The sequence below is a fragment of the Microbacterium testaceum genome (genome assembly GCF_003075375.1).
GTDB classification, from domain to species: Bacteria; Actinomycetota; Actinomycetes; order Actinomycetales; family Microbacteriaceae; genus Microbacterium; species Microbacterium testaceum_E.
The window spans coordinates 14,438-39,447 of sequence record NZ_QDFT01000029.1 but is presented as its reverse complement, the minus strand read 5'-3'; the positions used below and the strand labels follow the sequence as shown (position 1 = coordinate 39,447).

The 25,010-nt window shown below is 71.7% G+C and carries 21 protein-coding genes; 18 read left to right on the top strand and 3 right to left on the bottom strand.

Features of this window, described 5'->3' with window-relative positions:
- Positions 1-75: 75 nt before the first annotated feature.
- On the top strand, positions 76-2,325 hold the full coding sequence (locus DC432_RS11690) for a RelA/SpoT family protein (RefSeq protein WP_108318173.1): 2,250 nt from the start codon (positions 76-78) through the stop codon (positions 2,323-2,325).
- Here the strand turns inward: DC432_RS11690 and DC432_RS11685 are convergent.
- The 3 genes from DC432_RS11685 to DC432_RS11675 form a co-directional block, all read right to left on the bottom strand.
- The gene (locus DC432_RS11685) at positions 2,295-2,852 is read right to left on the bottom strand and encodes a hypothetical protein (RefSeq protein WP_116538043.1); all 558 of its coding nucleotides are present in this window, start codon (positions 2,850-2,852) and stop codon (positions 2,295-2,297) included. The two genes, DC432_RS11690 and DC432_RS11685, sit on opposite strands and share 31 nt — an antisense overlap.
- Before the next feature lie 66 nt (positions 2,853-2,918).
- A complete protein-coding gene (locus DC432_RS11680) occupies positions 2,919-4,106 on the bottom strand; it encodes a DUF349 domain-containing protein (RefSeq protein WP_243393111.1) in 1,188 nt (395 codons plus the stop codon).
- Between the two features lie 547 nt (positions 4,107-4,653).
- Positions 4,654-4,941, bottom strand: a complete 288-nt coding sequence (locus tag DC432_RS11675; protein WP_116538042.1) for a dioxygenase — start codon at positions 4,939-4,941, stop codon at positions 4,654-4,656.
- 74 nt (positions 4,942-5,015) lie between these two features.
- Here DC432_RS11675 and DC432_RS11670 point away from each other — a divergent pair, with 74 nt between their 5' ends.
- The 17 genes from DC432_RS11670 to DC432_RS11585 all read left to right on the top strand — a co-directional run bounded on the left by DC432_RS11670 (position 5,016) and on the right by DC432_RS11585 (position 24,764).
- Complete coding sequence (locus tag DC432_RS11670) at positions 5,016-6,413, top strand: replication-associated recombination protein A (RefSeq protein ID WP_116538041.1); 1,398 nt, start codon at positions 5,016-5,018, stop codon at positions 6,411-6,413.
- Between the two features lie 186 nt (positions 6,414-6,599).
- The gene (rpsD, locus tag DC432_RS11665; RefSeq protein WP_013586600.1) at positions 6,600-7,229 is read left to right on the top strand and encodes a 30S ribosomal protein S4; all 630 of its coding nucleotides are present in this window, start codon (positions 6,600-6,602) and stop codon (positions 7,227-7,229) included.
- A gap of 492 nt (positions 7,230-7,721) precedes the next feature.
- Positions 7,722-8,030, top strand: coding sequence for an ATPase (locus DC432_RS11660; RefSeq protein ID WP_243393110.1), 309 nt, complete (start codon positions 7,722-7,724; stop codon positions 8,028-8,030).
- Positions 8,031-8,091: 61 nt separating this feature from the next.
- Positions 8,092-10,761 (top strand): alanine--tRNA ligase, encoded by a 2,670-nt coding sequence (alaS, locus tag DC432_RS11655; protein WP_116538040.1) that lies wholly within the window; start codon positions 8,092-8,094, stop codon positions 10,759-10,761.
- Entirely contained in the window at positions 10,758-11,231 is a 474-nt protein-coding gene (gene ruvX / locus DC432_RS11650; protein ID WP_116538039.1) for a Holliday junction resolvase RuvX, read from the top strand. Before alaS ends, ruvX begins: the two co-directional genes overlap by 4 nt.
- A 1-nt stretch (position 11,232) precedes the next feature.
- Positions 11,233-13,104, top strand: a complete 1,872-nt coding sequence (mltG, locus tag DC432_RS11645) for an endolytic transglycosylase MltG (protein ID WP_116538038.1) — start codon at positions 11,233-11,235, stop codon at positions 13,102-13,104.
- Positions 13,098-13,934, top strand: a complete 837-nt coding sequence (locus DC432_RS11640) for a shikimate dehydrogenase family protein (RefSeq protein WP_116538037.1) — start codon at positions 13,098-13,100, stop codon at positions 13,932-13,934. Before mltG ends, DC432_RS11640 begins: the two co-directional genes overlap by 7 nt.
- A 4-nt stretch (positions 13,935-13,938) precedes the next feature.
- Positions 13,939-15,165, top strand: coding sequence for a chorismate synthase (gene aroC, locus DC432_RS11635; protein ID WP_116538036.1), 1,227 nt, complete (start codon positions 13,939-13,941; stop codon positions 15,163-15,165).
- Between the two features lie 166 nt (positions 15,166-15,331).
- The gene (locus DC432_RS11630; RefSeq protein WP_116538035.1) at positions 15,332-15,820 is read left to right on the top strand and encodes a shikimate kinase; all 489 of its coding nucleotides are present in this window, start codon (positions 15,332-15,334) and stop codon (positions 15,818-15,820) included.
- Complete coding sequence (aroB, locus tag DC432_RS11625; RefSeq protein WP_116538034.1) at positions 15,817-16,893, top strand: 3-dehydroquinate synthase; 1,077 nt, start codon at positions 15,817-15,819, stop codon at positions 16,891-16,893. The genes DC432_RS11630 and aroB overlap by 4 nt, the downstream gene beginning before the upstream one ends.
- On the top strand, positions 16,886-17,452 hold the full coding sequence (locus tag DC432_RS11620; RefSeq protein WP_243393109.1) for a GNAT family N-acetyltransferase: 567 nt from the start codon (positions 16,886-16,888) through the stop codon (positions 17,450-17,452). The genes aroB and DC432_RS11620 overlap by 8 nt, the downstream gene beginning before the upstream one ends.
- Before the next feature lie 233 nt (positions 17,453-17,685).
- Entirely contained in the window at positions 17,686-18,144 is a 459-nt protein-coding gene (locus DC432_RS11615) for a type II 3-dehydroquinate dehydratase (RefSeq protein WP_116538033.1), read from the top strand.
- 73 nt (positions 18,145-18,217) lie between these two features.
- A complete protein-coding gene (efp, locus tag DC432_RS11610) occupies positions 18,218-18,778 on the top strand; it encodes an elongation factor P (RefSeq protein ID WP_108318841.1) in 561 nt (186 codons plus the stop codon).
- Between the two features lie 2 nt (positions 18,779-18,780).
- Positions 18,781-19,191 carry a transcription antitermination factor NusB gene (gene nusB, locus DC432_RS11605; protein ID WP_116538032.1) on the top strand — a complete coding sequence of 137 codons (411 nt, stop codon included), beginning with the start codon at positions 18,781-18,783 and terminating at the stop codon, positions 19,189-19,191.
- Positions 19,192-19,383: 192 nt separating this feature from the next.
- A complete protein-coding gene (locus tag DC432_RS11600) occupies positions 19,384-22,329 on the top strand; it encodes a DEAD/DEAH box helicase (RefSeq protein WP_116538031.1) in 2,946 nt (981 codons plus the stop codon).
- 66 nt (positions 22,330-22,395) lie between these two features.
- The gene (locus DC432_RS16450; protein ID WP_165801256.1) at positions 22,396-22,938 is read left to right on the top strand and encodes a hypothetical protein; all 543 of its coding nucleotides are present in this window, start codon (positions 22,396-22,398) and stop codon (positions 22,936-22,938) included.
- Positions 22,939-23,165: 227 nt separating this feature from the next.
- Positions 23,166-24,764, top strand: coding sequence for a Rieske 2Fe-2S domain-containing protein (locus DC432_RS11585; protein ID WP_116538028.1), 1,599 nt, complete (start codon positions 23,166-23,168; stop codon positions 24,762-24,764).
- Positions 24,765-25,010 lie beyond the last annotated feature (246 nt).

The following is a 25,010-nucleotide window of genomic DNA, read 5'->3' as shown; positions in this document are numbered from 1 at the left end:
TATGCCCCGCGCGGCCCGCTCACCGGGCCGCGCGGGGCATAGACTTGTCCGACTGGCCGTGAGGAAGGTGTGGCGATGACCGAGACCGCGTCCTCCGCGCCACCGCCGTCCTCTCTGCGGCGCCTGGTTCCGCGCATCTTCTCGCGCGCCGCCCGCCGCGATGACGTCGACAAGCTGCTGCGCACGGTGCGCACGCACCACCCCAAGGGCGATCTCGCGATCATCGAGCGCGCCTACGCCGTCGCCGACAAGGCGCACGACGGCCAGAAGCGCCAGAGCGGCGAGCCGTACATCACGCATCCGCTCGCCGTCGCGCAGATCCTCGCCGAGCTGGGCCTCGGCCCCAAAGCCATCGCGGCCGCCCTGCTGCACGACACCGTCGAGGACACGGGCTACCCGCTCGACGAGCTCGCCGCCGACTTCGGGGACGAAGTCGCCATGCTCGTCGACGGCGTCACCAAGCTCGACAAGGTCAAGTACGGTGACAGCGCGCAGGCCGAAACCGTCCGCAAGATGATCGTGGCGATGTCGAAAGACATCCGTGTGCTGCTCATCAAGCTCGCCGACCGCCTGCACAACGCCCGCACCTGGGGGTTCGTCCCGCCGCACAAGGCCGCGAAGAAGGCGACCGAGACCCTCGAGATCTACGCGCCCCTCGCGCACCGCCTCGGCATCCAGGCCATCAAGAGCGAGCTCGAGGACCTCTCGTTCGCCGTGATGCACCCCAAGCTCTACGCCGAGATCGACAGCCTGGTCAAGCAGCGCACGCCCCAGCGCGAGCAGTACGTCCAGAACGTCATCGACGCGGTCGACGCCGACCTGCGCGAACTCCGCGTGCGCGGTCGCGTCATGGGGCGCCCCAAGCAGCTGTACTCCGTGTACCAGAAGATGGTCGTGCGCGGTCGCGAGTTCGACGACATCTACGACCTGATCGGCATCCGCATCCTGGTCGGCACGGTCCGCGACTGCTACGCGGTGCTCGGCGCCATCCACGCGCGGTGGACGCCCCTGCCCGGCCGGTTCAAGGACTACATCGCCACCCCCAAGTTCAACCTCTACCAGTCGCTGCACACGACGGTGATCGGGCCCGGCGGTCGCACCGTCGAGATCCAGATCCGCACCAACGAGATGCACCAGCAGGCCGAGTTCGGCGTCGCCGCGCACTGGAAGTACAAGGAGCGCATGGCGGGCGGGAAGGCGGATGCCAAGGCCGTCGACGCCGACATGGCCTGGATCGCCCACATCTCGGACTGGCAGGCGGAGACCGCCGACCCGGGGGAGTTCCTCGACTCGCTGCGCTTCGAGATCGGGGCGAAAGAGGTCTACGTCTTCACGCCGAAGGGCCGCGTCATCGGCCTGCCGACGGGAGCGACCCCGGTCGACTTCGCCTACGCCGTGCACACCGAGATCGGCCACCGCACGATGGGCGCCAAGGTCAACGGCCGCCTGGTGCCCCTCGAGTCGACGCTGCAGAGCGGCGACGTCGTCGAGGTCTTCACCTCGAAGAACCCCGACGCGGGCCCGAGCCAGGACTGGCTCGGCTTCGTCAAGAGCACCCGGGCGCGCAACAAGATCCGCGGGTGGTTCACGAAGGAACGCCGCGAAGAGGCGATCGAACAGGGCAAGGACTCCATCGCCCGCGCCATGCGCCGGCAGAACCTCCCCCTGCAGCGCCTGATGAGCCAGGACTCGTTCACCGAGGTCGCGCGGCAGTTCCACTACGAGGACGTCTCGGCGCTCTACGCCGCGGTCGGCGAGGGGCACGTCTCGACGCAGTCGGTCATCGAGAAGGTCACGGCGCTCGTCAGCACCGAAGAGACCAACACCGGTCCGATCGACATCCCCGTGGGCCGCAGCCGCGCCCCGCGCGGTGGCGACTCGGGCGTGCTGGTGCGCGGCGCCCCCGACATCCTGGTCAAGCTCGCCAAGTGCTGCACCCCGGTGCCCGGAGACGAGATCGTCGGCTTCGTCACCCGCGGCAGCGGCGTGTCGGTCCACCGCGGCGACTGCACGAACGTCCGCTCGCTGAAAGAAGAGCCCGACCGGCTGATCGACGTCGAGTGGGCCCCCACCACCAAGAGCGTGTTCCTCGTGCAGATCCAGGTCGAAGCCCTCGACCGCTCGGGTCTGCTGAGCGACGTCACCCGCGTCCTGAGCGAACACCACGTCAACATCCTCTCGGCGACGGTGTCGACGACGAACGATCGCCTCGCCCTGAGCAAGTTCGTGTTCGAGATGGGCGATACGGTCCACCTCGACCGGGTGCTCAACGCGGTCCGGCGCATCGACGCCGTCTACGACGTGTACCGCGTCACCTCGTCCTGATCCGGTCCGAGGACGCCCGCGGCGCGACGCGCGTGCGGGAATCGCGGATGCCGGGAGAGCCACTCCCTCGCGGCGGATGCGACATCGGGCTCTCGTCGCGCCCACTCCCGCGCGAGCTCCTCGTCCCCGTCCGCGCCCGAGCGGGCCAGGTCGGCGAGCGTACGCGGTCGCGTCGAGACGTGGACGCCCGCCACGACCTCGACGTCGGCCGACGGCATCCGCACGTCGTGATACTCCGCGCGTGAACCGCTGAGCGTCCGCAGGCGGGTGGGGCTGACGCGCTGCAGGTGATGGCACGCGGGTTCGTGCGCGGTCGCGCCGTGCACCCAGGCCGCGCTGCCGCGGGTCGCCGCCCACCGCGACCCCAGCAGGGGCAGCAGACTGCGCGCGCGCATCCAGGGCGTCTCGACGGCGTCCGCGGGGATGAAGCCCTCGCCGAGGGCGACCAGGTGACCGTCGAGACATGCGGCGGTGAGCTCGGCGAGCGAGAGACGTTCGTCGGGGAAGAACAGGAAGGGCGACACCATCCCGCCAGTGTGGCGGGGCGATGTCGCCCGCGACGCGCGTGGCGTCGATCCTGTGGAGAACCCCGGTCAGCCGCCGAGGGCGCGCAGCCAGGTGCGGCGCGCCTCGAGGGCCTCGGCGGCCTGCTTGGCCGCCCGCTGGTCGCCGCGCGCCTCGGCCTCGGCCAGCTCGGCCTCGAGCTTGTCGATCGCGTCGGTCAGCTGGCGCGTCATGTCGTTCGCGCGCGCCTTCTGCTCGGGGTCGTTGCGCTTCCAGTCGGCGTCCTCGCGCGTGCGCACGCTCTGCTCGATCTTGCGCAGTTCGTCGTCGAGGGCGCGCTCCTTGTCGCGGGGGAAGATCCGGCCGATCTCGTCCCACTGACGCTGGATCGCGGTGAGCTTCTGCCGCGCCGTGGCGAGGTTCTTCTCGTCGACGATCGGGGCGGCCTGCTCGAGCAGCGCGCGCTTCTGCTCGATCTTCTCTTTCGACGCCTCGGTCTCGGCCGACTCGCGTTCGATGCGCGCACCGTAGAGCGCGTCGCCGGCGGCCTTGAAGCGGGCCCACAGGGCGTCGTCGACCTTGCGGCCGGCGCGGCCGGACGCCTTCCACGCGTCGAGCAGATCGCGGTAGGCGCCGATGCCGTCCTCGCCGCGCGGGGCGAGGGCCTCGGCGCGCTCGACCAGACGGGTCTTGACCTCGCGGGCGGCCTTGTGCGTCTCGTCGAGCGACGAGAAGAACTCGCGGCGGTGACGGTCGACGGTCGCGCGGGCGTCGCGGAAACGGCGCCACAGCTGCTGCGCGGTCGACTTGGACAGCCGCGGACCGTTCTGCTGGTGCGCCTGCCACCGGTCGAACAGCGCCGCCATGTCGGCGGTCATCTGCTTCCACTGCACCGTCTGCGGATCGCGGGCGGCGAGGGCCTCGGCCTTCTCGACGATCGCGGTCCGCTCGCGCACGGCCTCTTCGCTGGCCTGCTTGGCCGCGACCGCTTCGGTCTCGCTCGCCTCGGCGAGCTCCGCCGTCAGCGCGTCGACCCGGGCGATGAGCGCCGCGAGGTCGCCGACCGCGGCGGCACCGTCGAGTTTGGCGCGCAGGGCCTTGGCGGTGGATCGGAGATCGGATGCCGAGGCTCCGCCGCGACGGTGACGGGTCTCGACCAGGGTGACCTCGCCGGCCAGGTCCGAGAACTTGCGCTGGAAGTACGCGAGGGCCTCGGCGGGGGTGCCGTCGGGGTACTGACCCACGACGCGCCAGCCGTCGGCCTCGCGGACCGACACGGTGCCCTCGTCGTCGACGCGACCCCACGGCTCGGTCGCGGTCGACGACGCCGTCTTGCCGGGCGGCGGTCCCGGGACGCGGGCGCCGGGTGTCGGGCGCACGGCAGGCGAAGCGGCGGGCTGGGCTTCGGCCGGGGCTTCGATGGCGGGCTCGTCGGTGACCGGCTCGTTCGCGGCGACCTCGTCGTCGGCGGGCTGCTCGGCGGTGTCGTCCGCGGTGTCGACTTCCGCGTGCTCGTCGCCCGCCTCTTCTGCGGCGGCGGCGTCGTCGCCGGAGGAGTCGGCATCCGTCGTCACGACGTCATCGGCGGCGGCGGACTCGTCGACGACGGCGTCATCGCCGGTCGACGGGTCGACGCGATCGATCTCGGCGGCCGCGGAGGGATCGACCTCGGCGGCGTTCACGTCGTCGCGCGGGTCGGAGGTCTCGGAGGAAGGAACGGAAGACACGGATAGCACCTCATCGCGGCAGGACCGCCTGGGGGAGAAGGACTCTCCGAGCCTAGTACGGACGGCAAGCGCGACACAGGTGCGCGTACGCGAGATGTCAGGGCGCGGTGGACTCCGACGGCGCCGGCGCGGGGGTACCGGACGCGGGGACCTCGGGGGTCGACGTCGACGAGGGGGTGGGCTGCGGCATCCCGGGTCCGACCGTGAAGTACGCCGTCTGGACGCCGATCGCGGCCAGGACGACGAGCGCCCCCACGACGATGCCGAGGATGTTGTCACGGCGGCGGCGACGACCCTGCCGCTCGTGCAGCTCGACGCGCGCCTGGTACGCGCGCGCCCGCTCGCGCTGCTCGCGGGTCTGCCGGTCTCTACCTCGCGCTGCCACGTGATCCTCCTCCGCCCCTCCGGGCGAATCGATCCTACAAAGCCGACGTCCGAGGCCCCGGCTAGCCTGGAACGGTGACCCCCTCAGCCGCGCTCTTCCAGGGCCAGACGCCGCTCGCCGTCCGCATGCGGCCGGTCAGCCTCGACGAGGTGGCCGGCCAGGGGCACCTTCTGCGACCCGGTTCTCCGCTGGTCACGCTGGCGACGACCGATTCCTCGGCGGCGGGGTCGGCGGTGTCGGTGATCCTGTGGGGTCCGCCCGGCACGGGCAAGACGACGCTCGCCCAGGCCATCGCGCGCTCCTCGGGTCGCCGGTTCGTCGAGCTGTCCGCGATCACCGCGGGAGTCAAGGACGTGCGAGAGGTCATGCAAGAGGCGTTGACCCAGCGCGACCTCTACGGTCAGTCGACGATCCTCTTCCTCGACGAGATCCACCGCTTCACCAAGGCCCAGCAGGATGCCCTGCTGCCCGGCGTCGAGAACGGCTGGGTCGTCCTGATCGCCGCGACGACCGAGAACCCCTCGTTCTCGGTCATCTCGCCCCTGCTCTCGCGCTCCCTGCTGCTGACGCTGCGCCCGCTCGGCGACGACGACCTCGGCGCCCTGGTCGACCGCGCGGTCGCCGACCCCCGCGGTCTCGCCGGCCGCGTCGTCCTGGACGATGAGGCGCGCGCCGCCCTCGTGCGGCTGGCGTCGGGCGACGCCCGCCGCGCCCTGACGGCGCTCGAGGCTGCGGCATCCGTCGCCGGAGACGACGCCGGGACAGCGGAGGGGCGGACGGATGCCGAGGACGGCGACGACGCGGATGACGACGACGCACAGCCTCCGAGCGAGCTCCCCGTCATCACGGCCGACCACATCGCGCAGGCCGTCGACCGCGCCCTGCTGCGGTACGACCGGCAGGGCGATGAGCACTACGACGTCATCAGCGCCTTCATCAAGTCGGTGCGCGGATCCGACGCGGATGCCGCCATCCACTACCTCGCGCGCATGATCGAGGCGGGGGAGGACCCCCGCTTCATCGCTCGGCGCCTGGTGATCTCGGCCGCGGAAGACATCGGCATGGCCGACCCGCAGGCGCTGCAGATCGCGGTGGCCGCCGCCGACGCGGTCGCCTTCATCGGCATGCCCGAGGGACGCATCCCCCTCGCCGAGGCCACGATCTACCTGGCGACCACCGCCAAGTCGAACGCCGCGTACAACGCCATCAACGCCGCGATCGCCGACGTCCGCGCCGGCGGATTCGGCCGCGTCCCCATGCACCTGCGGGACGCCCACTACCCGGGCGCCAAGCGTCTCGGACACGGCAAGGGCTACAAATACGCGCACGACAGCGAGATCGGCATCGTGACGCAGCAGTATCTACCCGACGAGCTGCGCGGACGCCGGTACTACCAGCCGACCAGTCATGGCACCGAGCGCGACGTCTCGGCGCGTCTCGAGAAGATCCGCCGCATCCTCGACGGCACCTGAATGCCGACGGCTGCTGCACAAGGGCCTCTGCTAACATGAACCGGCTCGAAACAGGGTTTTCGGGCATCCCCTCCTTCTTGTGATCACCATCCGGTGCGCCCCGGCGTGCGCTCCGGACCGGGCGGAAGGGGGCGATACGCCCGCGAGCCGCGAAAGGCGCGGCCGCGTCATCGGAAGGAGAACTTCGTGACCACGAAGTCTCAGGACCGCCGCAAGGTGCGTCTGTCGCGCGCCCTCGGCGTCGCGCTCACCCCCAAGGCCGCCCGCTACCTCGAGAAGCGTCCCTACGCTCCCGGCGAGCACGGCCGCACCAAGCGCAAGGCCGACAGCGACTACGCCGTCCGTCTGCGCGAGAAGCAGCGTCTGCGCGAGCAGTACGGCATCCGCGAGAAGCAGCTGCGCATCGCGTTCAACGAGGCCCGCCGCACCGACGGCCTGACCGGTGAGAACCTGGTCGAGCTGCTCGAGATGCGTCTGGACGCCCTCGTCGTGCGATCGGGCTTCGCCCGCACCACCGCGCAGGCCCGCCAGCTCGTCGTGCACCGCCACATCCTGGTCGATGGCCAGCTCGTGGACCGCCCGTCGTTCCGCGTGAAGCCGGGTCAGCAGATCCACGTCAAGCCGAAGAGCGAGGGCCTCGAGCCCTTCCAGGTCGCCGCCGCCGGTGGGCACGCCGAAGTGCTGCCCCCCGTCCCGGGCTACCTCGAGGTCGACCTGTCGACGCTCCAGGCGAAGCTCGTGCGTCGCCCCAAGCGCGCCGAGGTGCCCGTCACCTGTGACGTGCAGCTCGTCGTCGAGTACTACGCCGCCCGCTGATCCCAGCGAGCACACGAAGGGCGTCGGGTTCTCCCGGCGCCCTTCGTCGTTCCCGCCCCGCGGAATCCGCACGCGCGGGCGCCGTGACCCGATCGGGCGCCGCGGCGCGCTCGGGGCGGGCGCCGACCTCGGAGAAACGCACCGAACTCGGACTTCCGCGGCGCACGGCTCCGAGAACGGTGCGTTCGTCCGAGCTTCGCGACGCCACGCGGCGGGGGCACCGAACTCGGAGAAACGCACCGAACCCGGACTTCTGCGGCGCAAAGCTCCGAGAACGGCGCGTTCGTCCGAGCTTCGTGGCGCCACGCGGCGGGGGCACCGAGCTCGGAGAAGCGCACCGAACTCGGACTTCTGCGGCGCACGGCTCCGAGAACGGTGCGTTCGTCCGAGCTTTGCGACGCCACGCGGGCTCCGCGACGCTCGCGCACCGCACGGGGGCCTCGCCTACGATGGGGGATGCCGCGACCGCGGCGTCGTCCCGAGGAAGAAGTGGTGACCGTGAAAAGCCTCGTCTGGTTCGCGCTGGGTATCGCCGGCGGTTTCGTCGCCGCCCACCTGGTCAACAAGGATCCCCGCGGCCAGGAGCTGTTCGCTCAGCTCGACGCCCGCATCGGCGAATTCACCGATCGCATGACCGACGCGTACCACGCTCAGGAGACGCGCCTGTCGGACATCATCGACGACGCCAAGAGTGCCGCCGGCTCCGTCGCGAACCACGCCTCCGACGCCGCGACGCACGCGGCCGACGCGGTGGGCGATGCCGCCGCCGCGGCCAAGAAGACCATCACCTCCTCGAACTGACCTCCCTGCGGCATCCCCCCTTCACCGGGGGCGACGCCGCACGCGTACGGAAAGACCCGCCATGAAAACCGCCGAGATCGCCCAGCGCTTCCTCGACTTCTTCGAGAAGAAGAACCACACGATCGTCCCCTCGGCCTCGCTCGTCACCGACGACCCGGCCCTGCTGTTCACCGTGGCGGGCATGGTGCCCTTCATCCCGTACCTCAGCGGCGTCGTGCCGCCGCCCTACCCGCGCGCCGCGGACGTGCAGAAGTGCATCCGCACCAACGACATCGAAGAGGTCGGCAAGACCCCGCGCCACGGCACCTTCTTCCAGATGCTCGGCAACTGGTCGTTCGGCGACTACTTCAAAGAGGACGCGATCCGCTTCGCGTGGGAACTGCTGACCTCGGCGGAGGAGGACGGCGGCCTGGCCTTCGACCCGAAGGACCTCTGGGTCACCGTCTACGAAGAGGACGACGAGGCCCACGCCCTGTGGCGCTCGCTCACCGACCTGCCCGAGGAGCGCATCCAGCGCCTCGGCAAGGACACGAACTACTGGTCCACCGGCCTGCCGGGCCCGGCCGGCCCCTGCTCGGAGATCTTCTTCGACCGCGGACCCGCGTACGGCATCGACGGGGGACCGGCGACCGACGACGACCGCTACGTCGAGATCTGGAACCTCGTGTTCATGCAGTACGAGATCACGAACGTGCGCTCGAAGTACGACTTCGACATCGTCGGCGAGCTGCCCGCCAAGAACATCGACACCGGCATGGGCCTGGAGCGCATCGCGTTCATCAAGCAGGGCGTCGACAACATGTACGAGACCGACCAGGTGCGCCCCGTGCTCGACCTCGCGGCGAAGCTGGCCGGCAAGGCGTACGGCAGCGAGTCGCACGACGACGACGTGCGCCTGCGCATCGTCGCCGACCACGTGCGCTCCTCGCTCATGCTGCTCGCCGACGGCGTCACTCCGTCGAACGAGGGCCGCGGCTACATCCTGCGCCGCATCATGCGCCGCGCGATCCGCTCGATGCGCCTGCTCGGCGTCGAGGGCGCGACCTTCCCCGAGCTGTTCGCCGCCTCGCGCGACGCGATGAAGGAGTCCTACCCCGAGGTCGAGGCCGACTACGCCCGCCTCTCGGCGTACGCGATCGCCGAGGAGCAGACGTTCCTGCGCACGCTCGCGGCGGGTTCCGCGATCCTCGACCAGTCGGTCGTCGAGGCGAAGAACGGCGGCGGCTCGACCCTGTCGGGGTCGGAGGCGTTCCTGCTGCACGACACCTACGGCTTCCCGATCGACCTCACCCTCGAGATCGCCGAAGAAGCCGGGCTGAGCGTCGACCGCGCCGCCTTCGACACCCTGATGCAGGAGCAGCGCACCCGCGCCAAGGCCGACGCCCGCGCCCGCAAGGGCGCGATCGCCGACCAGAGCGCCTACCGCGAGTTCCGTGCGCTCGGCGAGACGGTGTTCACCGGGTACACCGAGATGCAGACCGCGTCGCGGGTGCTCGGCATCCTGGTCCAGGGCAGCGGCACCGACCGCGCCTCGGAGGGGCAGATCGCCGAGGTCATCCTGGCCGAGACCGCGCTGTACGCGGAGTCGGGCGGCCAGGTGGCCGACAAGGGCGTGATCGTCGGCCCCGGGTACGAGCTCGAGGTGCTCGACGTGCAGCGACCGGTCCCCGGACTGGTCAGCCACACGGTCGAGGTGACCACCGGCGAGGTGTCGGTGGGCGCTCCCGCGACCACCGTCGTCGACGCGCTCAACCGCCACGCCGCGCAGCAGGCGCACACCGCCACGCACCTCGTGCACGCGGCGATCCGCGACACCCTCGGCAAGACGGCGACCCAGACCGGCTCGCTCAACCGCGCCGGCTACATGCGCTTCGACTTCAGCTGGGGATCGGCGCTCTCGCCCGAGACCCGCACCGAGATCGAGGACATCGCCAACAACGCCGTCCGCGACAACCTCGAGGTCACCACGCGCGTGATGTCGCTCGACGAGGCGAAAGCGGCCGGGGCGATGGCGCTCTTCGGCGAGAAGTACGGCGACACGGTGCGCATGGTCGACATCGGCGGCCCCTGGTCGCGCGAGCTCTGCGGCGGCACGCACGTGGCGCGCAGCGCCGAGATCGGCCTGGTCAACCTCGTCGGCGAGCAGTCCGTCGGTGCGTCGAACCGCCGCGTCGAGGCGCTCGTGGGCCTGGACGCCTTCCGCGACCTCGCCGCCGAGCGCGCGATCGTGTCGCAGCTGTCGACGTCGCTGAAGACCCCGCGCGAGCAGCTGCCCACCCGCATCGCCGAGCTCGCGGCCAGCCTGAAGGCCGCCGAGAAGAAGATCGCCGCCTTCGAGGCGCAGGCCCTGACCGGCCGTCTGCCGCAGCTGGTGGAGTCGGCCGTGTCGGTCGGCACCGTCCGCGTCGTGGCGCAGAGCCTGGGCGAGGGCGCGTCGGCCGATGACCTGCGTTCGCTCGCCCTGCAGGTGCGCGACCGTCTGGGCAGCGAGGCGGCCGTGGTCGCCCTCGCCGCCGTCACCGGCGGACGCGCGACCGTCGTGGTGGTCGCCAACGACGCCGCCCGCGAGCGGGGTCTGACCGCGGGAGCCCTCGCCAAGGCCGCCGCGGGCGTGCTCGGCGGCGGCGGCGGCGGACGCCCCGACGTGGCTCAGGGCGGGGGCACGGATGCCGCTGCCCTGCCGCAGGCGCTGGACGGCATCGTCGCCGACGTGCGGGCGACCACCGCGTGACGGGGTTCCGGCGCGGCATCCGTCTCGGGATCGACGTGGGGCGCGCCCGCGTGGGCGTCGCGCGCTCCGATCCCGACGGACTGCTGGCCGTTCCCGTCGAGACGGTTCCGCGCAAGGGCGAGCCGGTGCGCCGGATCGCCGCCCTGGCCGCCGAGTACGAGGCGTTCGAGGTGCTCGTCGGGCTGCCGCTGAACCTCCGCGGCGACGACACCCCGTCGACCACCGATGCGCGCGGTTTCGCAGCGGCCCTCGCCGCCGCGCTGCCGATGCCCGTCCGGCTCGTCGACGAGCGTCTGAGCACCGTGTCGGCGCACGGGGTGCTGCGGCAGGCGGGACGTTCCCAGCGGGATTCTCGTAGCATTGTGGATCAAGTCGCCGCTGTGGTCCTTCTGCAGCAGGCGCTCGACGTGGAGCGACAGTCCGGCGAGCCGGCCGGACCCGCCGTATCACCGGGACAGGAGCCCGCCTGACATGCCCGACAACCAGCCCCCCGAGAGCGATCCGTTCGCCGACCTGTACGGCCGTCTTCCCGACCCGCGCACGGGTGCGCGCCCCGGGCGTTCGTCCGACGACGGCGCGACGGAGTCGTCCGCGCCGCTGTCGCGTCGAGCCGCCCGCGAAGCCCGCCGCGCCGAGACCGGCCCGACCGGGACGACATCGGATGCCGCCGCCGAACCGGCCATCCGCTTCGACGCGGCACGACGCGCCCCCGGTGAGCAGCCGGCGGCCACCGCCACGACGCCGAACGATCCCCCCGCGGACGACATCCCGGCCCGCCGCTTCGCGGCGGCCCCGGCCGAGCGTCCCGCCGACGGCGACGCCCCGGGTGACGACGGCATCCCCGCAGACGCCCCGCGCACCGCAGACGCCCCGGCCCCGGCCCCCGCCCCCCGCGCCGCCGCGGTCTCCGCCGACGGAATCGTCCCTCCGCGCGACCCCGCGCCTCGCGGGAACGACACCGCCGCCCCCGGTCGTCCCGGTCCCCGCCGCACCGGCGCCGGCCCCGACGCCGCGCGCACCGCCCCGGGATCGCCCAGCGACGACGCCCCGCGCAGCGCCGGATCCGCGCGCCGCACCGGCCCCGCGGCCGCCGCCGAACCCTCGCGCGATCGCGAGCCCGCACTGGTCGGTGCCGGGGCCACCGCCGCCGCGGCCTCGTCGACGCCGCGGGCCGCGGCATCCGGTTCGCTCGAAGACCTCTTCACCGGCCAGACCACCACGCACGAGATGGGCCAGACCGTGACCGCACCGCCGCGCCGACGCCGCCGTGTCGGCGGGTGGATCGCCCTGTTCGTCGTGCTGCTGCTGGTCGGCGGCATCGCCGGCGGCGGCTTCGCCCTCTGGAACACCTACGGCGATCGCATCCAGGCGTTCCTCGGCAACGGCGAGCCCCTCGACTACGAAGCCGGACAGGCCACGGGCGAAGCGCGCGTCACGATCGTGTCGGGCGACACCGGCGCGTCTGTCTCGCCCAAGCTCTTCGAGGCCGGCATCACCAAGGCCTCGAACTCGCTGTACAAGTACATGGTCGACAACTCCGTCGTCTTCACCTTCCAGCCCGGGGTCTACAAGCTGCAGCAGCAGATGACGTCTGAGGCCGTGCTGACGGCGCTGCGCAACCCCGAGAACCGCCTGAACTACACCGTGCAGCTGCGCGAGGGACTGACGCTGAAGCAGTCGCTCGACGTCATCTCGGAGCAGATCGGCATCCCGCGCGCCGACCTCGACGCCGCCACCGCCGACCCCTCGCAGTACGGCGTGCCCGCCTCGACGCTCGAGGGCTGGATCTTCCCCGCCACCTACGACTTCGACGAGGGCGTCACCGCGCAACAGGTCATCGAGCGCATGGTGCAGCGCACCGTGCAGTCGCTCGACACCGCGGGCGTGCCCGAGGCGGACCGCGAACGCATCCTCATCATCGCGTCGATCATCGAGCGCGAGGCGCGCAGCAGCGAGGACTTCTACAAGGTCTCGCGCGTCATCGAGAACCGCCTCCAGCCCGACAACGACGAGACCCACGGCCTGCTGCAGATGGACTCCACCGCGCAGTACGGAGCGGGGGAGTTGGATGCCGGGTCGTCGTCGTCGTCCGAGAACGCCCTCACGAGCGACAACCCGTGGAACACGTACATCCGCCCGGGCCTGCCGATCGGCCCGATCGCCAACCCCGGCGACCTGGCGATCGACGCGGCCATGAAGCCCGTGGACGGCACCTGGTACTACTTCACGACGGTCAACCTCGCCACCGGCGAGACCGTCTTCTCGACGACGTACGCCGACCAGCTGAAGGCCGTCGAGCAGTTCCAGGCGTGGTGCCGCGAGAACCCCGACGGCGGATGCTGACCGGCCCCACCCGCCTGGCCGTCTGGGGCGACCCGATCGCGCATTCGCGGTCGCCCCGGCTGCATTCCGCCGCCTACGGCGTGCTCGGCCTGGACTGGGAGTACGACCGACGCCAGGTCGACGACGCGCGTTTCGACGTCGAGATCGAAGGCCTGGATGCCGCCTGGCGCGGCCTGTCGCTGACGATGCCGCTCAAGCACGTCGCCGCGGCGCGAGCCGCGACGCTCGACGACGATGCGCGCCTGACCGGTGCGGTCAACACCTACCTGCTGACCGACGGCGGGCCGCATGGCTTCAACACCGATGTCGGAGGGCTCGCCCGGGCCCTCGACGAGGTCGGCGTCCGTCGCCCCGCCCGCGTGCGGGTGCTCGGCGCGGGGGCCACGGCGACCTCCGCCGTCGTCTCGGCGGTCCGGGCGGGCGCGGGCGAGGTCGAGGTGCGTGCACGCCGACCCGAGGCCGCGGCCGCCCTCGCGGCGCTCGGTCCCCTCCTCGGTGCGCATGTGCGCGTCTCGGCGATCGACGAGCCGGACCCCGTCACCGTCGACGCGACGATCGCCGCCCTGCCCGGCGGAACCGACCTGGGCGCGATGGCCGGGGTGCTGGCATCCACCTCGGGACCCCTCGTCGACGTCGTCTACGGCGGATGGCCGACCCCGCTCGCGCGGGCCTGGGACCGCGCCGGCGTGGCCGCGCACGACGGGCTGCGGATGCTGCTGCACCAGGCCCTCCTGCAGGTGCGGGTGTTCGTCGGCGCCGACCCGACGGTCCCGCTCGCGCGCGAGGCCGAGGTGCTGGCCGCGATGCGCACCGCGCTCATGGGAGACTAGGGGCATGCTTCGCGTCCTCACCGCCGGCGAGTCCCACGGCCCCGAACTGATCGCCCTCATGGAGGGGATGCCGGCCGGCGTCCCCGTCTCTTCGGCCCAGATCCGCGCCGAACTCGCGCGCCGCCGTCTGGGCTACGGCCGCGGCTCGCGCATGAAGTTCGAAGAGGACGAGCTGACCCTCTCGACCGGCATCGTGCACGGCTTCACCATCGGCAGCCCGATCGCCCTGCGCATCGGCAACACCGAGTGGCCCAAGTGGACCGAGGTCATGAGCCCCGAGCCCGTCGAGCTGTCCGACCGTTCGCGCGGACGCGGCGCCGCTCTGACGCGCCCGCGTCCCGGCCACGCCGACCTCGTCGGCATGCAGAAGTACGGCTTCGACGAGGCCCGTCCGATCCTCGAGCGCGCCTCGGCCCGCGAGACGGCGGCCCGCGTGGCCCTCGGCGCGATCGCGCGCTCGTTCCTGAACGAGCTCGGCATCCGTCTGGTCAGCCACACCCTGTCGATCGGTCCCGTGCGCGTCCCCGACGACGCGGAGCTCCCCACGCCCGACGACGTCGACCGTCTCGACGCCGACCCGCTGCGGTGCTTCCACGCCGACACGAGCGCCGCGATGGTCGCCGAGGTCGACGACGCCAAGAAGGCCGGCGACACCCTCGGCGGCATCGTCGAGGTGCTCGCCTACGGTCTGCCGCCGGGACTCGGCTCGCACGTGCAGTGGGACCGCCGTCTCGACGCGCGACTCGCCCAGGCGCTCATGAGCATCCAGGCGATCAAGGGCGTCGAGGTCGGCGACGGCTTCCTCACCACCACCCGCCGCGGTTCGCAGGCGCACGACGAACTGTTCGCCACGGCCGACGGGATCACGCGGTCCTCCGATCGCGCGGGCGGAACCGAGGGCGGGATGTCGACCGGTACCGTGCTGCGCGTGCGCGCGGGCATGAAGCCGATCGCGACGATCCCCAAGGCTCTGCGCACCGTCGACGTCGCCACCGGCGACACCGCGGCCGCCCACCACCAGCGCTCCGACGTGTGCGCGGTGCCCGCCTCGGGTGTCGTCGCCGAGGCCATGGTCGCGGTGACCCTCGCGGATGCCGTGCTCGAGAAGTTCGGTGGCGACAACGTCGCCGAGACGCGGCGCAACCTCGAGACCTACCTGGCGAACCTGCCCGAGACCCTGCGCTCGACCGACGCGTCGGACGCCGCGCTGCTCGCGCATGACCTCGCCTGAGCGGGTGCCGAGCGACGCCCCCGCCGCTGATGCCGCGCCCGAGCACGGCGAGGCTGCCGCGCCCGAGCACGGCGGGGCTGCCGCGCCCGAGCACGGCGGGGCTGCCGCGCCCGAGCTCGGCGGGGCTGCCGCGCGCGAGCGCGCCGCGATCGTGCTCATCGGGCCGATGGGAGCAGGCAAGACGAGCGTCGGACGCCGCGTCGCACGCGCCCTGGGCGCGTCGTTCAGCGACACCGACAAGATCGTGGTGCGCGATCACGGTCCCATCCGCGACCTGTTCTCCGCGCACGGCGAGGCGCACTTCCGTGCTCTCGAGAGGGATGCCGTCGTCGAGGCGCTCGCCCGCGGCGGCGTCGTCGCCCTCGGCGGGGGAGCGGTGCTCGACCCGCTGACGCGCGACCGCCTGGCCGCCCACCACGTGGTGCTGTTGACCGTCGCGCCGAACGTCGTGGCATCCCGGATCCACGGCGACGACCGCCCGCTGCTGAGCGGAGAAGACCCCGCCGAACGCTGGCGGCGCATCTACGAAGAGCGGCGCCCCCTCTACGAGGCGACCGCCGACATCGCCTTCGACACGTCGTCGGGACCCCTGTCCCGCGTCGTCGACGACATCGTGACCTGGGCGCGCAGCGTCGAGGTCGAGGAGACACCATGAGCGAGACCACCACCATCACCGTCGCCGGAGACCCCGGTTACGACATCACCGTCGGTCGCGGCCTGCTCGCGAGCCTGGGCGAGAAGCTCCCGGCCGCCGCGCAGAAGGTGCTCGTCGTGCACCCGCCGACGCTCGCGAAGCAGGCCGAGGCTCTGCGCGCCCAGCTCATGGGCGACCGGCAGGTGCTGCTGGCCGAGATCCCCGACGCCGAGCAGGGCAAGCGCGTCGAGGTCGCCGCGTTCTGCTGGCAGGTCATGGGTCAAGCCGACTTCACCCGCACCGACGTCGTCATCGGCTTCGGCGGGGGAGCGGTCACGGACCTCGCCGGTTTCGTGGCCGCCACCTGGCTGCGCGGGGTCGCCCTGGTGCAGGTGCCCACCACGGTCCTGGGAATGGTGGATGCCGCTGTCGGCGGCAAGACGGGGATCAACACCGCCGAGGGCAAGAACCTCGTCGGCGCGTTCTGGCCCCCCGTCGCCGTCGTGTGCGACCTCGACCTGCTCGACACGCTGTCGAAGAACGAGGCGACCGCCGGTTTCGCCGAGGTGGTCAAGGCGGGCTTCATCTGGCATCCCGAGATCCTGGATCTGATCGAGGCCGACCCGACCGGGATCGTCGACCCGCGCGGCGACGCGTTCCGCCGCTGCGTCGAGCTCGCGATCGACATGAAGGTGCGCGTCGTCGGCGAGGACCTGCGCGAGGCGGGCCTGCGCGAGGTGCTCAACTACGGCCACACGCTCGGCCACGCGATCGAGCACGCCGAGCGGTACCGCTGGCGTCACGGCGCGGCGATCTCGGTGGGCATGGTGTTCGCCGCCGAGCTGTCCCGGCTCGCCGGACGACTCTCGGACGACGTCGCCCAGCGCCACCGCACCGTGCTCGAGTCGCTCGGGCTGCCCACGACCTACCGCGCGGGGGCGTTCCAGACGCTCAAGGCCACGATGCAGCGCGACAAGAAGAGCCGCGGCAGCATGCTGCGGTTCATCGTGCTCGACGACCTCGCCCGGCCCACCGTGCTGCAGGCCCCCGACGAGTCGCTCCTGTTCGCGGCCTACCAGGAGGTCGGTGCGTGATCCGGAGCGCCTCGTGAGCGCCGCGGGTGTCACCGTCCGTCGCGTTCGGGCCGGAGAGGGCGCGCGCGTGCGCGAGCTGAGGCTTCGCGCGGTGAGCGACCCGGCGGCATCCATCGCCTTCCTCACCACGTACGAGCAGGAGCGCGATCGCGACCCGGCGTTCGGGGACGAACGAGCCGCCGGCGGCGCGGCCGGCGACACAGCGGCGATGTTCGTCGCCGAGGACGGCGACGCATGGGTCGGCACCGTGACCGTACTCGTCCGCCGCGCGGGCGACGTCGACCACACCGGGCGCCGGTTGCACGACGCGCGCGCGGACGTCGTGGGCGTGTGGGTGGACCCCGCCGCCCGCGGCACGGGGACCATCGACGCGCTGCTGGACGCCGCCGCCCGCTGGACCCGCGATCAGGGCTTCGAGGTGCTCGCCCTGGACGTCCACGTCGACAACGCGCGGGCACGAGCGGTGTACCGCCGCTCCGGCTTCGTCCCGACCGGCGAGGAGTTCACCGGTCCGATCGGGCCCGAGCTCGCGATGAGCCGTTCGCTGCGCACGCTCTGAGGCGGGGCGGGGTTCCTCCCGCGCCCGCGCCCGACGCGGTGCCGAAGCGCGGATCATCGCAGCGAACTCGGATGGTTCCCGCGCGATCCTCCGAGTTCCGCGCGCCTCTCCGAGTTCCGGGCCGCCCCGGGACCCATGCCCGCACCCCTTCGTCGAGCGCGTCGGCTCGTACGGCGCGGGCACCGTCCCCGCGCGCCTCAGCGCGCAGGGGCGACGCTGATAGCGTGCGGGACATGACCACGCCCCGCCGACTGCTGCTCGTCAACGGCCCCAACCTCAACCTGCTCGGCACGCGTCAGCCCGAGATCTACGGCCGCGACACCCTGGCCGACGTCGAGCGCGTCACGGCCGAGGCCGCCGACCGCCACGGTCTCGAGGTGCGCGCGATCCAGAGCAATCACGAGGGCGTGCTCATCGACGCCATCCACGCCGCCCGTCTGGACTGCGCCGGCATCGTGATCAACGCCGGAGGACTCACGCACACCTCGGTCGCGCTGCGGGACGCCCTGGCATCCGTCGATCTGCCGGTGGCCGAGGTGCACATCTCGAACATCAAGGAGCGCGAGGCGTTCCGGCACTTCTCGTACATCGAGGACGTCGCGGTCGTGCACGTCATCGGCGAGGGAGTTCCCGGGTACGCCCGCGCCGTCGACCTGCTCGTCGAGGTCGTCTCGGGCCGCGCCGACGGCTGACGGCGGGGATCGCGTAGACTCAGACGTCGGGCTCTCGCCCCACTTCGACTCACGAAACGGAATATCGGCACTCATGGCATCCACCGCAGACATCAAGAACGGCGTCGTCCTGAACATCGACGGTCAGCTCTGGAGCGTCGTGGAGTTCCAGCACGTCAAGCCCGGCAAGGGCGGCGCGTTCGTCCGCACGAAGCTCAAGAACGTCATGAGCGGCAAGGTCGTCGACAAGACCTTCAACGCCGGCGCCAAGATCGAGACCGAGAACGTCGACCGCCGCGACTTCACGTACCTTTACAACGACGGCGAGGGCTTCGTCTTCATGGACGTCGCCGACTACGACCAGCTCACCGTCGGTGCGGCCACCGTCGGCGACGCCGCCAACTTCCTGCTCGAGAACCAGCAGGTGCAGATCGCGCTGAACAACGGCAACCCCCTCTACATCGAGATGCCGCCGTCCGTCGTGCTCGAGGTCACCTACACCGAGCCGGGTCTGCAGGGCGACCGCTCGTCGGCCGGCACCAAGCCCGCGACCGTCGAGACCGGCTACGAGATGCAGGTCCCGCTGTTCCTCGAGACCGGCACCAAGATCAAGGTCGACACTCGCACCGGCGAGTACCTCGGCCGCATCAGCTGACCTTGAGCGCCCGTACCAAAGCGCGAAAGCGCGCCCTCGACATCCTCTTCCAAGCCGACGTGCGCGGTGAAGAACTGCCGATCATGCTGGCCACCGAGGCCAAGCGCGCGGCGTCCGAGCCCGATCGTCAGGCGTCCTGGCTGTACGCCCGCGACATCGTCGACGGCGTCATCGACAACCGCGACGCGATCGACGAGCAGATCACCACGTTCGCCAAGGACTGGTCGCTGCAGCGCATGCCCGCGGTCGACCGTGCGCTGCTGCGCATCGGCGCGTGGGAGATCCTCTACAACGACGAGGTGCCCACCGCCGTCGCGATCGACGAGGCGGTCGAGCTCGCCAAGGAGTTCTCGACCGACGACTCCGCTTCGTTCGTCCACGGCGTGCTGGCGCGGATCGCGCGCTCGTCCTGACGTCGATCGACATGCCCCGACGCGGCCCCGACTTCTCGTCGGCGGCCGCGTCGTCGCGTGTACGGGGTGTCGGCGGCTCTGTCGGCACGCCCGGCAGCGCGCCGGCGTCCGGCGAACGGGGGAGGCCGACATGTTCGACCGCGTGACGACGCCCGCGCCCGCGATGTCCGGGGTGTGGGGCAGGATGCAGCCGTGACATCCTGGCGCGACCTGGTCGCGGGCAGCCCCGCCCGCGCGTACGACGCGCTCGCCCTGGGCATCGAGCTCCGGCAGCGCGACGCCTACGACCCCGCCCGATGGGGAGCCCGCGCGGTGGTCCCCGTCACCCCGCGTGCGCTCGCCCGACGACAGGACGATCTGCAGCTGGTCGCCCGGCCGCTCGTCAAGGGAGCGCGCGAGGCCTGGATCAAGGCGGATGCCACGTGGGACGCCGTCCGTCGCTCGACCGGCCGCTTCGACCCGACGCACGCGCGGTGGTTCGCGGAACTGCACGCGATCGCGCAGGCGCTGCGCACGACCGGGGCGTTCGCGGCGTCGGGCGACACGCTCGCCCTCGACACGGTCGACGCACCCCTGCTCTGGCCGCACCTGGCCGCGGCGCGGGGGCTCGGCATCCCACTCGTCCCGATGCACCCGCAGCAGAGCGTCCACCTCGCCGACGCGGCCACCGCGCGTCTGGCGATCGACCGGGCGCCGGACGGCGGTCTGCGCCTGTCCGCCGCGGTGCGCATCGACGACGACCCCGTGGATGCCGCGCACGCCCGACCCATCGGGGCGTCGGGGCTGTTCGCCTACGCCCTCGACGTCGACCCCGTCCCGATCGTTCTCGCGCCCGCCGACCTGCCCGACCCCCTGCCGAGGCTGCTCGGGGCCGGGGTCGACATCCCGGCCTCCGACGCGGACGAATTCCTCGCCGAGGCGTACCCCGCTCTCGCGCGGCGCACGCCCCTCGTCGTCGGGCCCGGGGTGCCGCCACCGCCCCCGTCGCGGCCGGTGCTGGCGGTCGAGGTCGCGTACGAGGGCGATCAGGTGACCTACGCCCTGGCGTGGGCGTACCCGGGCGGCGAACGCGTCGACTGGCCGGGCTCGCAGACCGGCACGCCGGACGAGGCCGACGCCCGGGCCGAGGTCGCCGCCCGTGTCGAGGCGGCGTGGGCGGCGGCATCCGATCTCGCGCTCACCGCCGCCGCGACGCTGCGCGACGCCGACGCGGCGGTGTTCGCCACGCGCGTGCTGCCGGCGATCGACGCCCTCGCCGAGGTGCGGGTGCGAACGACCGGCACGCCCCCGCCGTTCCGCGAGCTGCGGGGCGACCCGACCCTGCGGATCACCGCGGTCGAGTCGGCCGAGCGGGACTGGTTCGACTTGGGCATCGTGGTCACGATCGACGGGCGCACGATCCCGTTCGGCACGCTGTTCTCGGCGCTGTCGCGCGGCCGGACGCGCATCAAGCTGTCGGACGGCGCGTGGTTCTCGCTCGCCCACCCCGCCCTGCAGCGCCTGCGCGACCTGCTCGACGAGGCCGCCGCCCTCGACGAGTGGCAGACCGGGCCGCGGTTGCCGCGCACGCACCTGGCGCTGTGGGCCGAGTTCGAGGACCTCGCGGACGAGTCCGAGGCCGCGATCGAGTGGCGGGGCCTCGCGCGCGCACTGGCCGACGTCACCGCGGTGCCCGTCGTGCCGACGCCGCCCGGCTTCCTCGCCGAGCTGCGGCCGTACCAGCGCGAAGGTCTGTCGTGGCTCGCCCTGCTGCACGGGCATCGGCTCGGCGGCATCCTCGCCGACGACATGGGGCTCGGCAAGACCCTGCAGCTGCTCGCCCTCATCGCGCACACGCGCACCCTGCCCGATCCGCGCCCGTGGCTCGTGATCGCACCGACCTCGGTGCTGCCGACCTGGCGCGACGAAGCCGCCCGCTTCGCGCCCGGACTGCGCGTCGCGGTCGTCGAGGCGACGTCCGTGCGGCGTCGGCAGACCGTCGCCCACATCGCCGCCCGAGCCGACATCGTCGTCGCCCCGTACGGCGTCGTCCGGACGGATGCCGACGAGTTCGCCGTCCCGCACTGGTCGGGTGTCGTGCTCGACGAGGCGCAATTCGTGAAGAACCCCGCGACGCGCGTGCACCGCGCCGTCGCGTCCCTGCGCAGCGATGCCGTGTTCGCCGCGACCGGGACGCCCGTCGAGAACGGCCTCGACGACCTGTGGGCCCTGCTGTCGCTCACGGCGCCGGGGCTCTTCCCCTCGATCCGGCGGTTCCGCGAGGACTACACGCGCGCGATCGAGCAGCTGCCCACCGATCAGCCGACGGCTCTCTCGGCCGCCGCGGCGAGCGCGCACCGCGAGAAGGCGCTCGATCGCCTGCGTCGCCGCGTGCGACCGTTCCTGCTGCGCCGCACGAAGGACGTCGTGGCATCCGATCTGCCGGCCAAGCAGGAGCAGCAGATCACGGTGGCCCTCTCGCCCGCTCACCAGGAGCTCTACGACCGCGTCCTGCAGCGGGAACGCCAGAAGGTGCTCGGGCTGCTCAACGACCTGGACCGCCAGCGCTTCATCGTCTTCCGTTCCCTGACGCTGCTGCGCATGCTGGCGCTCGCGCCCGGGCTCGTCGACGAACGCGACGCCCACCTGGGGTCCGCCAAGCTCGACGAGTTGCTGGAGCGCCTGGTCGAGATCGCCGCCGAGGGGCACCGTGCCCTGGTGTTCAGTCAGTTCACGTCGTTCCTCAATCTCGCGGCCGAGAGATTGGATGCCGCCGGCCTCGCGTACGCGCACCTCGACGGCAGCACGGCTCGGCGGGGCGACGTGGTGGAGCGTTTCCGCGCGGGCGAGGCCCCCGTGTTCCTCATCAGTCTGAAGGCCGGCGGCTTCGGTCTGACCCTCGTCGAGGCCGACTACGTCTTCCTGCTCGACCCGTGGTGGAACCCCGCGGCGGAGTCGCAGGCGATCGATCGCGCGCATCGCATCGGCCAGACCAGAAGTGTGTTCGTCTACCGGCTCATCGCGGCGGGCACCGTCGAAGAAAAGGTGCGCGCCCTGCAGCAGCGCAAGGCCGCGCTGTTCGACGCGGTGATCGACGATGACGACTCGTTCGCGGCGTCGCTCGAGGCGGACGATATCCGGGCGCTGCTGGGGGAGTGAGACCCGTGGCCGGGTAGTCTCGCACTCCCGGTCGACGAACGATCGACCGAGGAGGCGGGGGATGACATGACGAGCACCGAGCCCGGCTACCACCCACCCGCTTTCCCGCTCTTCGAGGCGGTGTTCCCCGACGAGGTGTCGGAACCGCGGCGATGGCTCTCGGGGTGGAACGGCCTCACGACCGCCGCCGCCACCGACGTGACGCTGGCGGCGCGGGGCGAGAGGGCCACGGCGCTGGTGACCTCGTCCCGGTGGGCCGCTGTCGACGACGCCCGGGTGTCCGGGTTCCTTGCACTGACCGCGTTCCGGGTCCCGGAGCTCCCCGGCTCCACCGCCGAGCTCGTCCGGCTCGCCGAGGATGACGGGCGATGGGATGCCTGCACCGTCGACGTCGACGGTCGCGCGCTCCCCGCTCTGACGACGACCGTCGGAGAGGTGACGGTCGCGTGCTGCGTCGACCCGACGGCCGGGGTCGGCGCCGCGGTCGCCGCGGTGGGCGCGGTGGCCCTGCGTCGGCTGGTCCCGGCGCGACGGACGGCGTACCCCGCCGATCCGTTCATCACCCACCGCTACGCGGACCTCCCTCCGGTCGACGACCTCGTCGGGTGACCGTGACCCCCGCGCCCGTCCCCAGGATCCTCGGATGACTCTGTACACGCGTATCGACGTCGTTGCCGATGACGAGCTCTCGCGCAGCACCGCATCGGTTTCGAAGGATGCGTCCGGCCGCGGGCGCCGGAGGCTGGCATCCATCCTTCAGACACCCCGCGCTCCCCGAACCCTTCCAGCCGGCCCCGCGTAGACTCGTCAGGTTCCGTCCACGACACAGGAGCGACATGAAGATCACCGGCCTCGGCCACGCGGGCATGTTCATCGAGACGCGGGGCGGCAGCATCATCTGCGACCCCGTCATCGGTCCGAGCTTCTTCGGCTCATGGTTCCCGTTCCCCGACAACCGCGCCCTCGACTGGGAGCGGTTCGGCAAGGCGGACTTCCTCTACATCTCGCACCGCCACCGCGACCACTTCGACCCGGCGATGCTGGAGCGCTACGTGTCGAAGGACATCAAGGTGCTGCTGCCCGAGTACCCCACCGACGACCTCGAGCAGGACCTGCTCGCCCTCGGCTACACCAACCTCGTCCGCACCGAGGCGGGCGTGCCGCTGCAGTTCGGCGACCTGAAGCTGATGGTGACGCCGTTGCGCGCTCCGTCCGACGGGCCGATCGGCGACTCCTCACTGTCGCTCGACGACGGCACGGCATCCGTGCTCAACCAGAACGACTCGCACCCCCTCGATCTCGAGAAGCTCTTCGACTTCGGCAAGCCCGACGCGTACTTCACCCAGGTCTCGGGAGCCATCTGGTGGCCCATGGTCTACGACCTGCCCCAGGATGCCAAGCAGAACTTCGCCCAGCTCAAGCGCGACGCGCAGAACAAGCGCGCGATGTACTACATCGACAAGGTCGACGCGGAGCACGTCTTCCCGATGGCCGGTCCGCCGATGTTCCTGCGCGAGGAGCTGTTCCGCTACAACGGCACGGGGCTCGAGAACGACTCGATCTTCACCGACCAGCGCGAGTTCCTCGCGCACATGAAGCAGGAGCGCCCCGACCAGAAGGGCTACCTGTTCCTGCCGGGCACCGAGGTCGAGGTACAGGGTTCGGACGTCACGGTGACACAGACCCTGTACACGGATGCCGAGATCGAACGCGTCTTCGGCGACAAGTGGAACTACCTCGCCGAGCAGCGCGACAGCCGTCAGGACGAGATCCGCGCCGAGGTCGCCACCCGCGCCGACGTCATCCCGCCGGCCGAGATGCTCGCCGCGCTGAAGGAGTGGTGGGAGCCGCTGCTGCGTCGCGCCCGGACCATCCGCAACGGCGTCGGGGGAGTGGTGCGCTTCCGCATCGGCGAGCTCGACATGGTCGTGGACTTCCCCAAGGCGAAGCTGCGCGAGTACGCCGGCGAGGAGTGCATCTACTGGTACACGATCCCTGCCGACCTGGTCTCGACGAACATCCGCGACCACGAGATCGACTGGTCGAACTCGATCTTCCTGTCGATGCAGTTCGAGGTCGGACGCTCGGGCAAGTTCAACGAGTTCCTCACGACGTTCCTCAAGTGCCTCTCGCGCGACCGCATCGAGTACGTCGAAAACTGGTACGCCGAGCAGAGCGATCAGACCGAGGATGCCGAGATCGACGGGTGGACCGTGCAGCGTCGGTGCCCGCACCTGCGCGCCGACCTGACAAAGACCGGCAAGATCGAGAACGGCGTGCTGACCTGCTCGCTGCACGACTGGAAGTGGGACCTCGAGACCGGTCGGTGCCTGACGACGACGGGTCACCCGATCCGTTCGACGCCGATCCGCACGACCGCCAGCGGCGAGCGCGCCGCGGCCGCGCGCGAAGCGGCCGAGGTCTCGGCGAGCTGACCCACGCCGGGTGGCACGGTGGTCCCTGCGGTTTCGAGGCGGATCTCCGAGTCGATGAAGAGGCACCGACGGAGCACCGTCCGCGTCGGACACGTGGTGCTCTGCGCCAGACGTCGGCGTCGGACACGTGGTGCTCCCCGCCAGACGTCGGCGCCGAACGCGGGATGCCCGGTCCTCGTCGTCGAACTGCGGAGCCCCGCGACAGATACTCGGGATTCATCGTCGAGCGGCAGTACCCCACGCGAG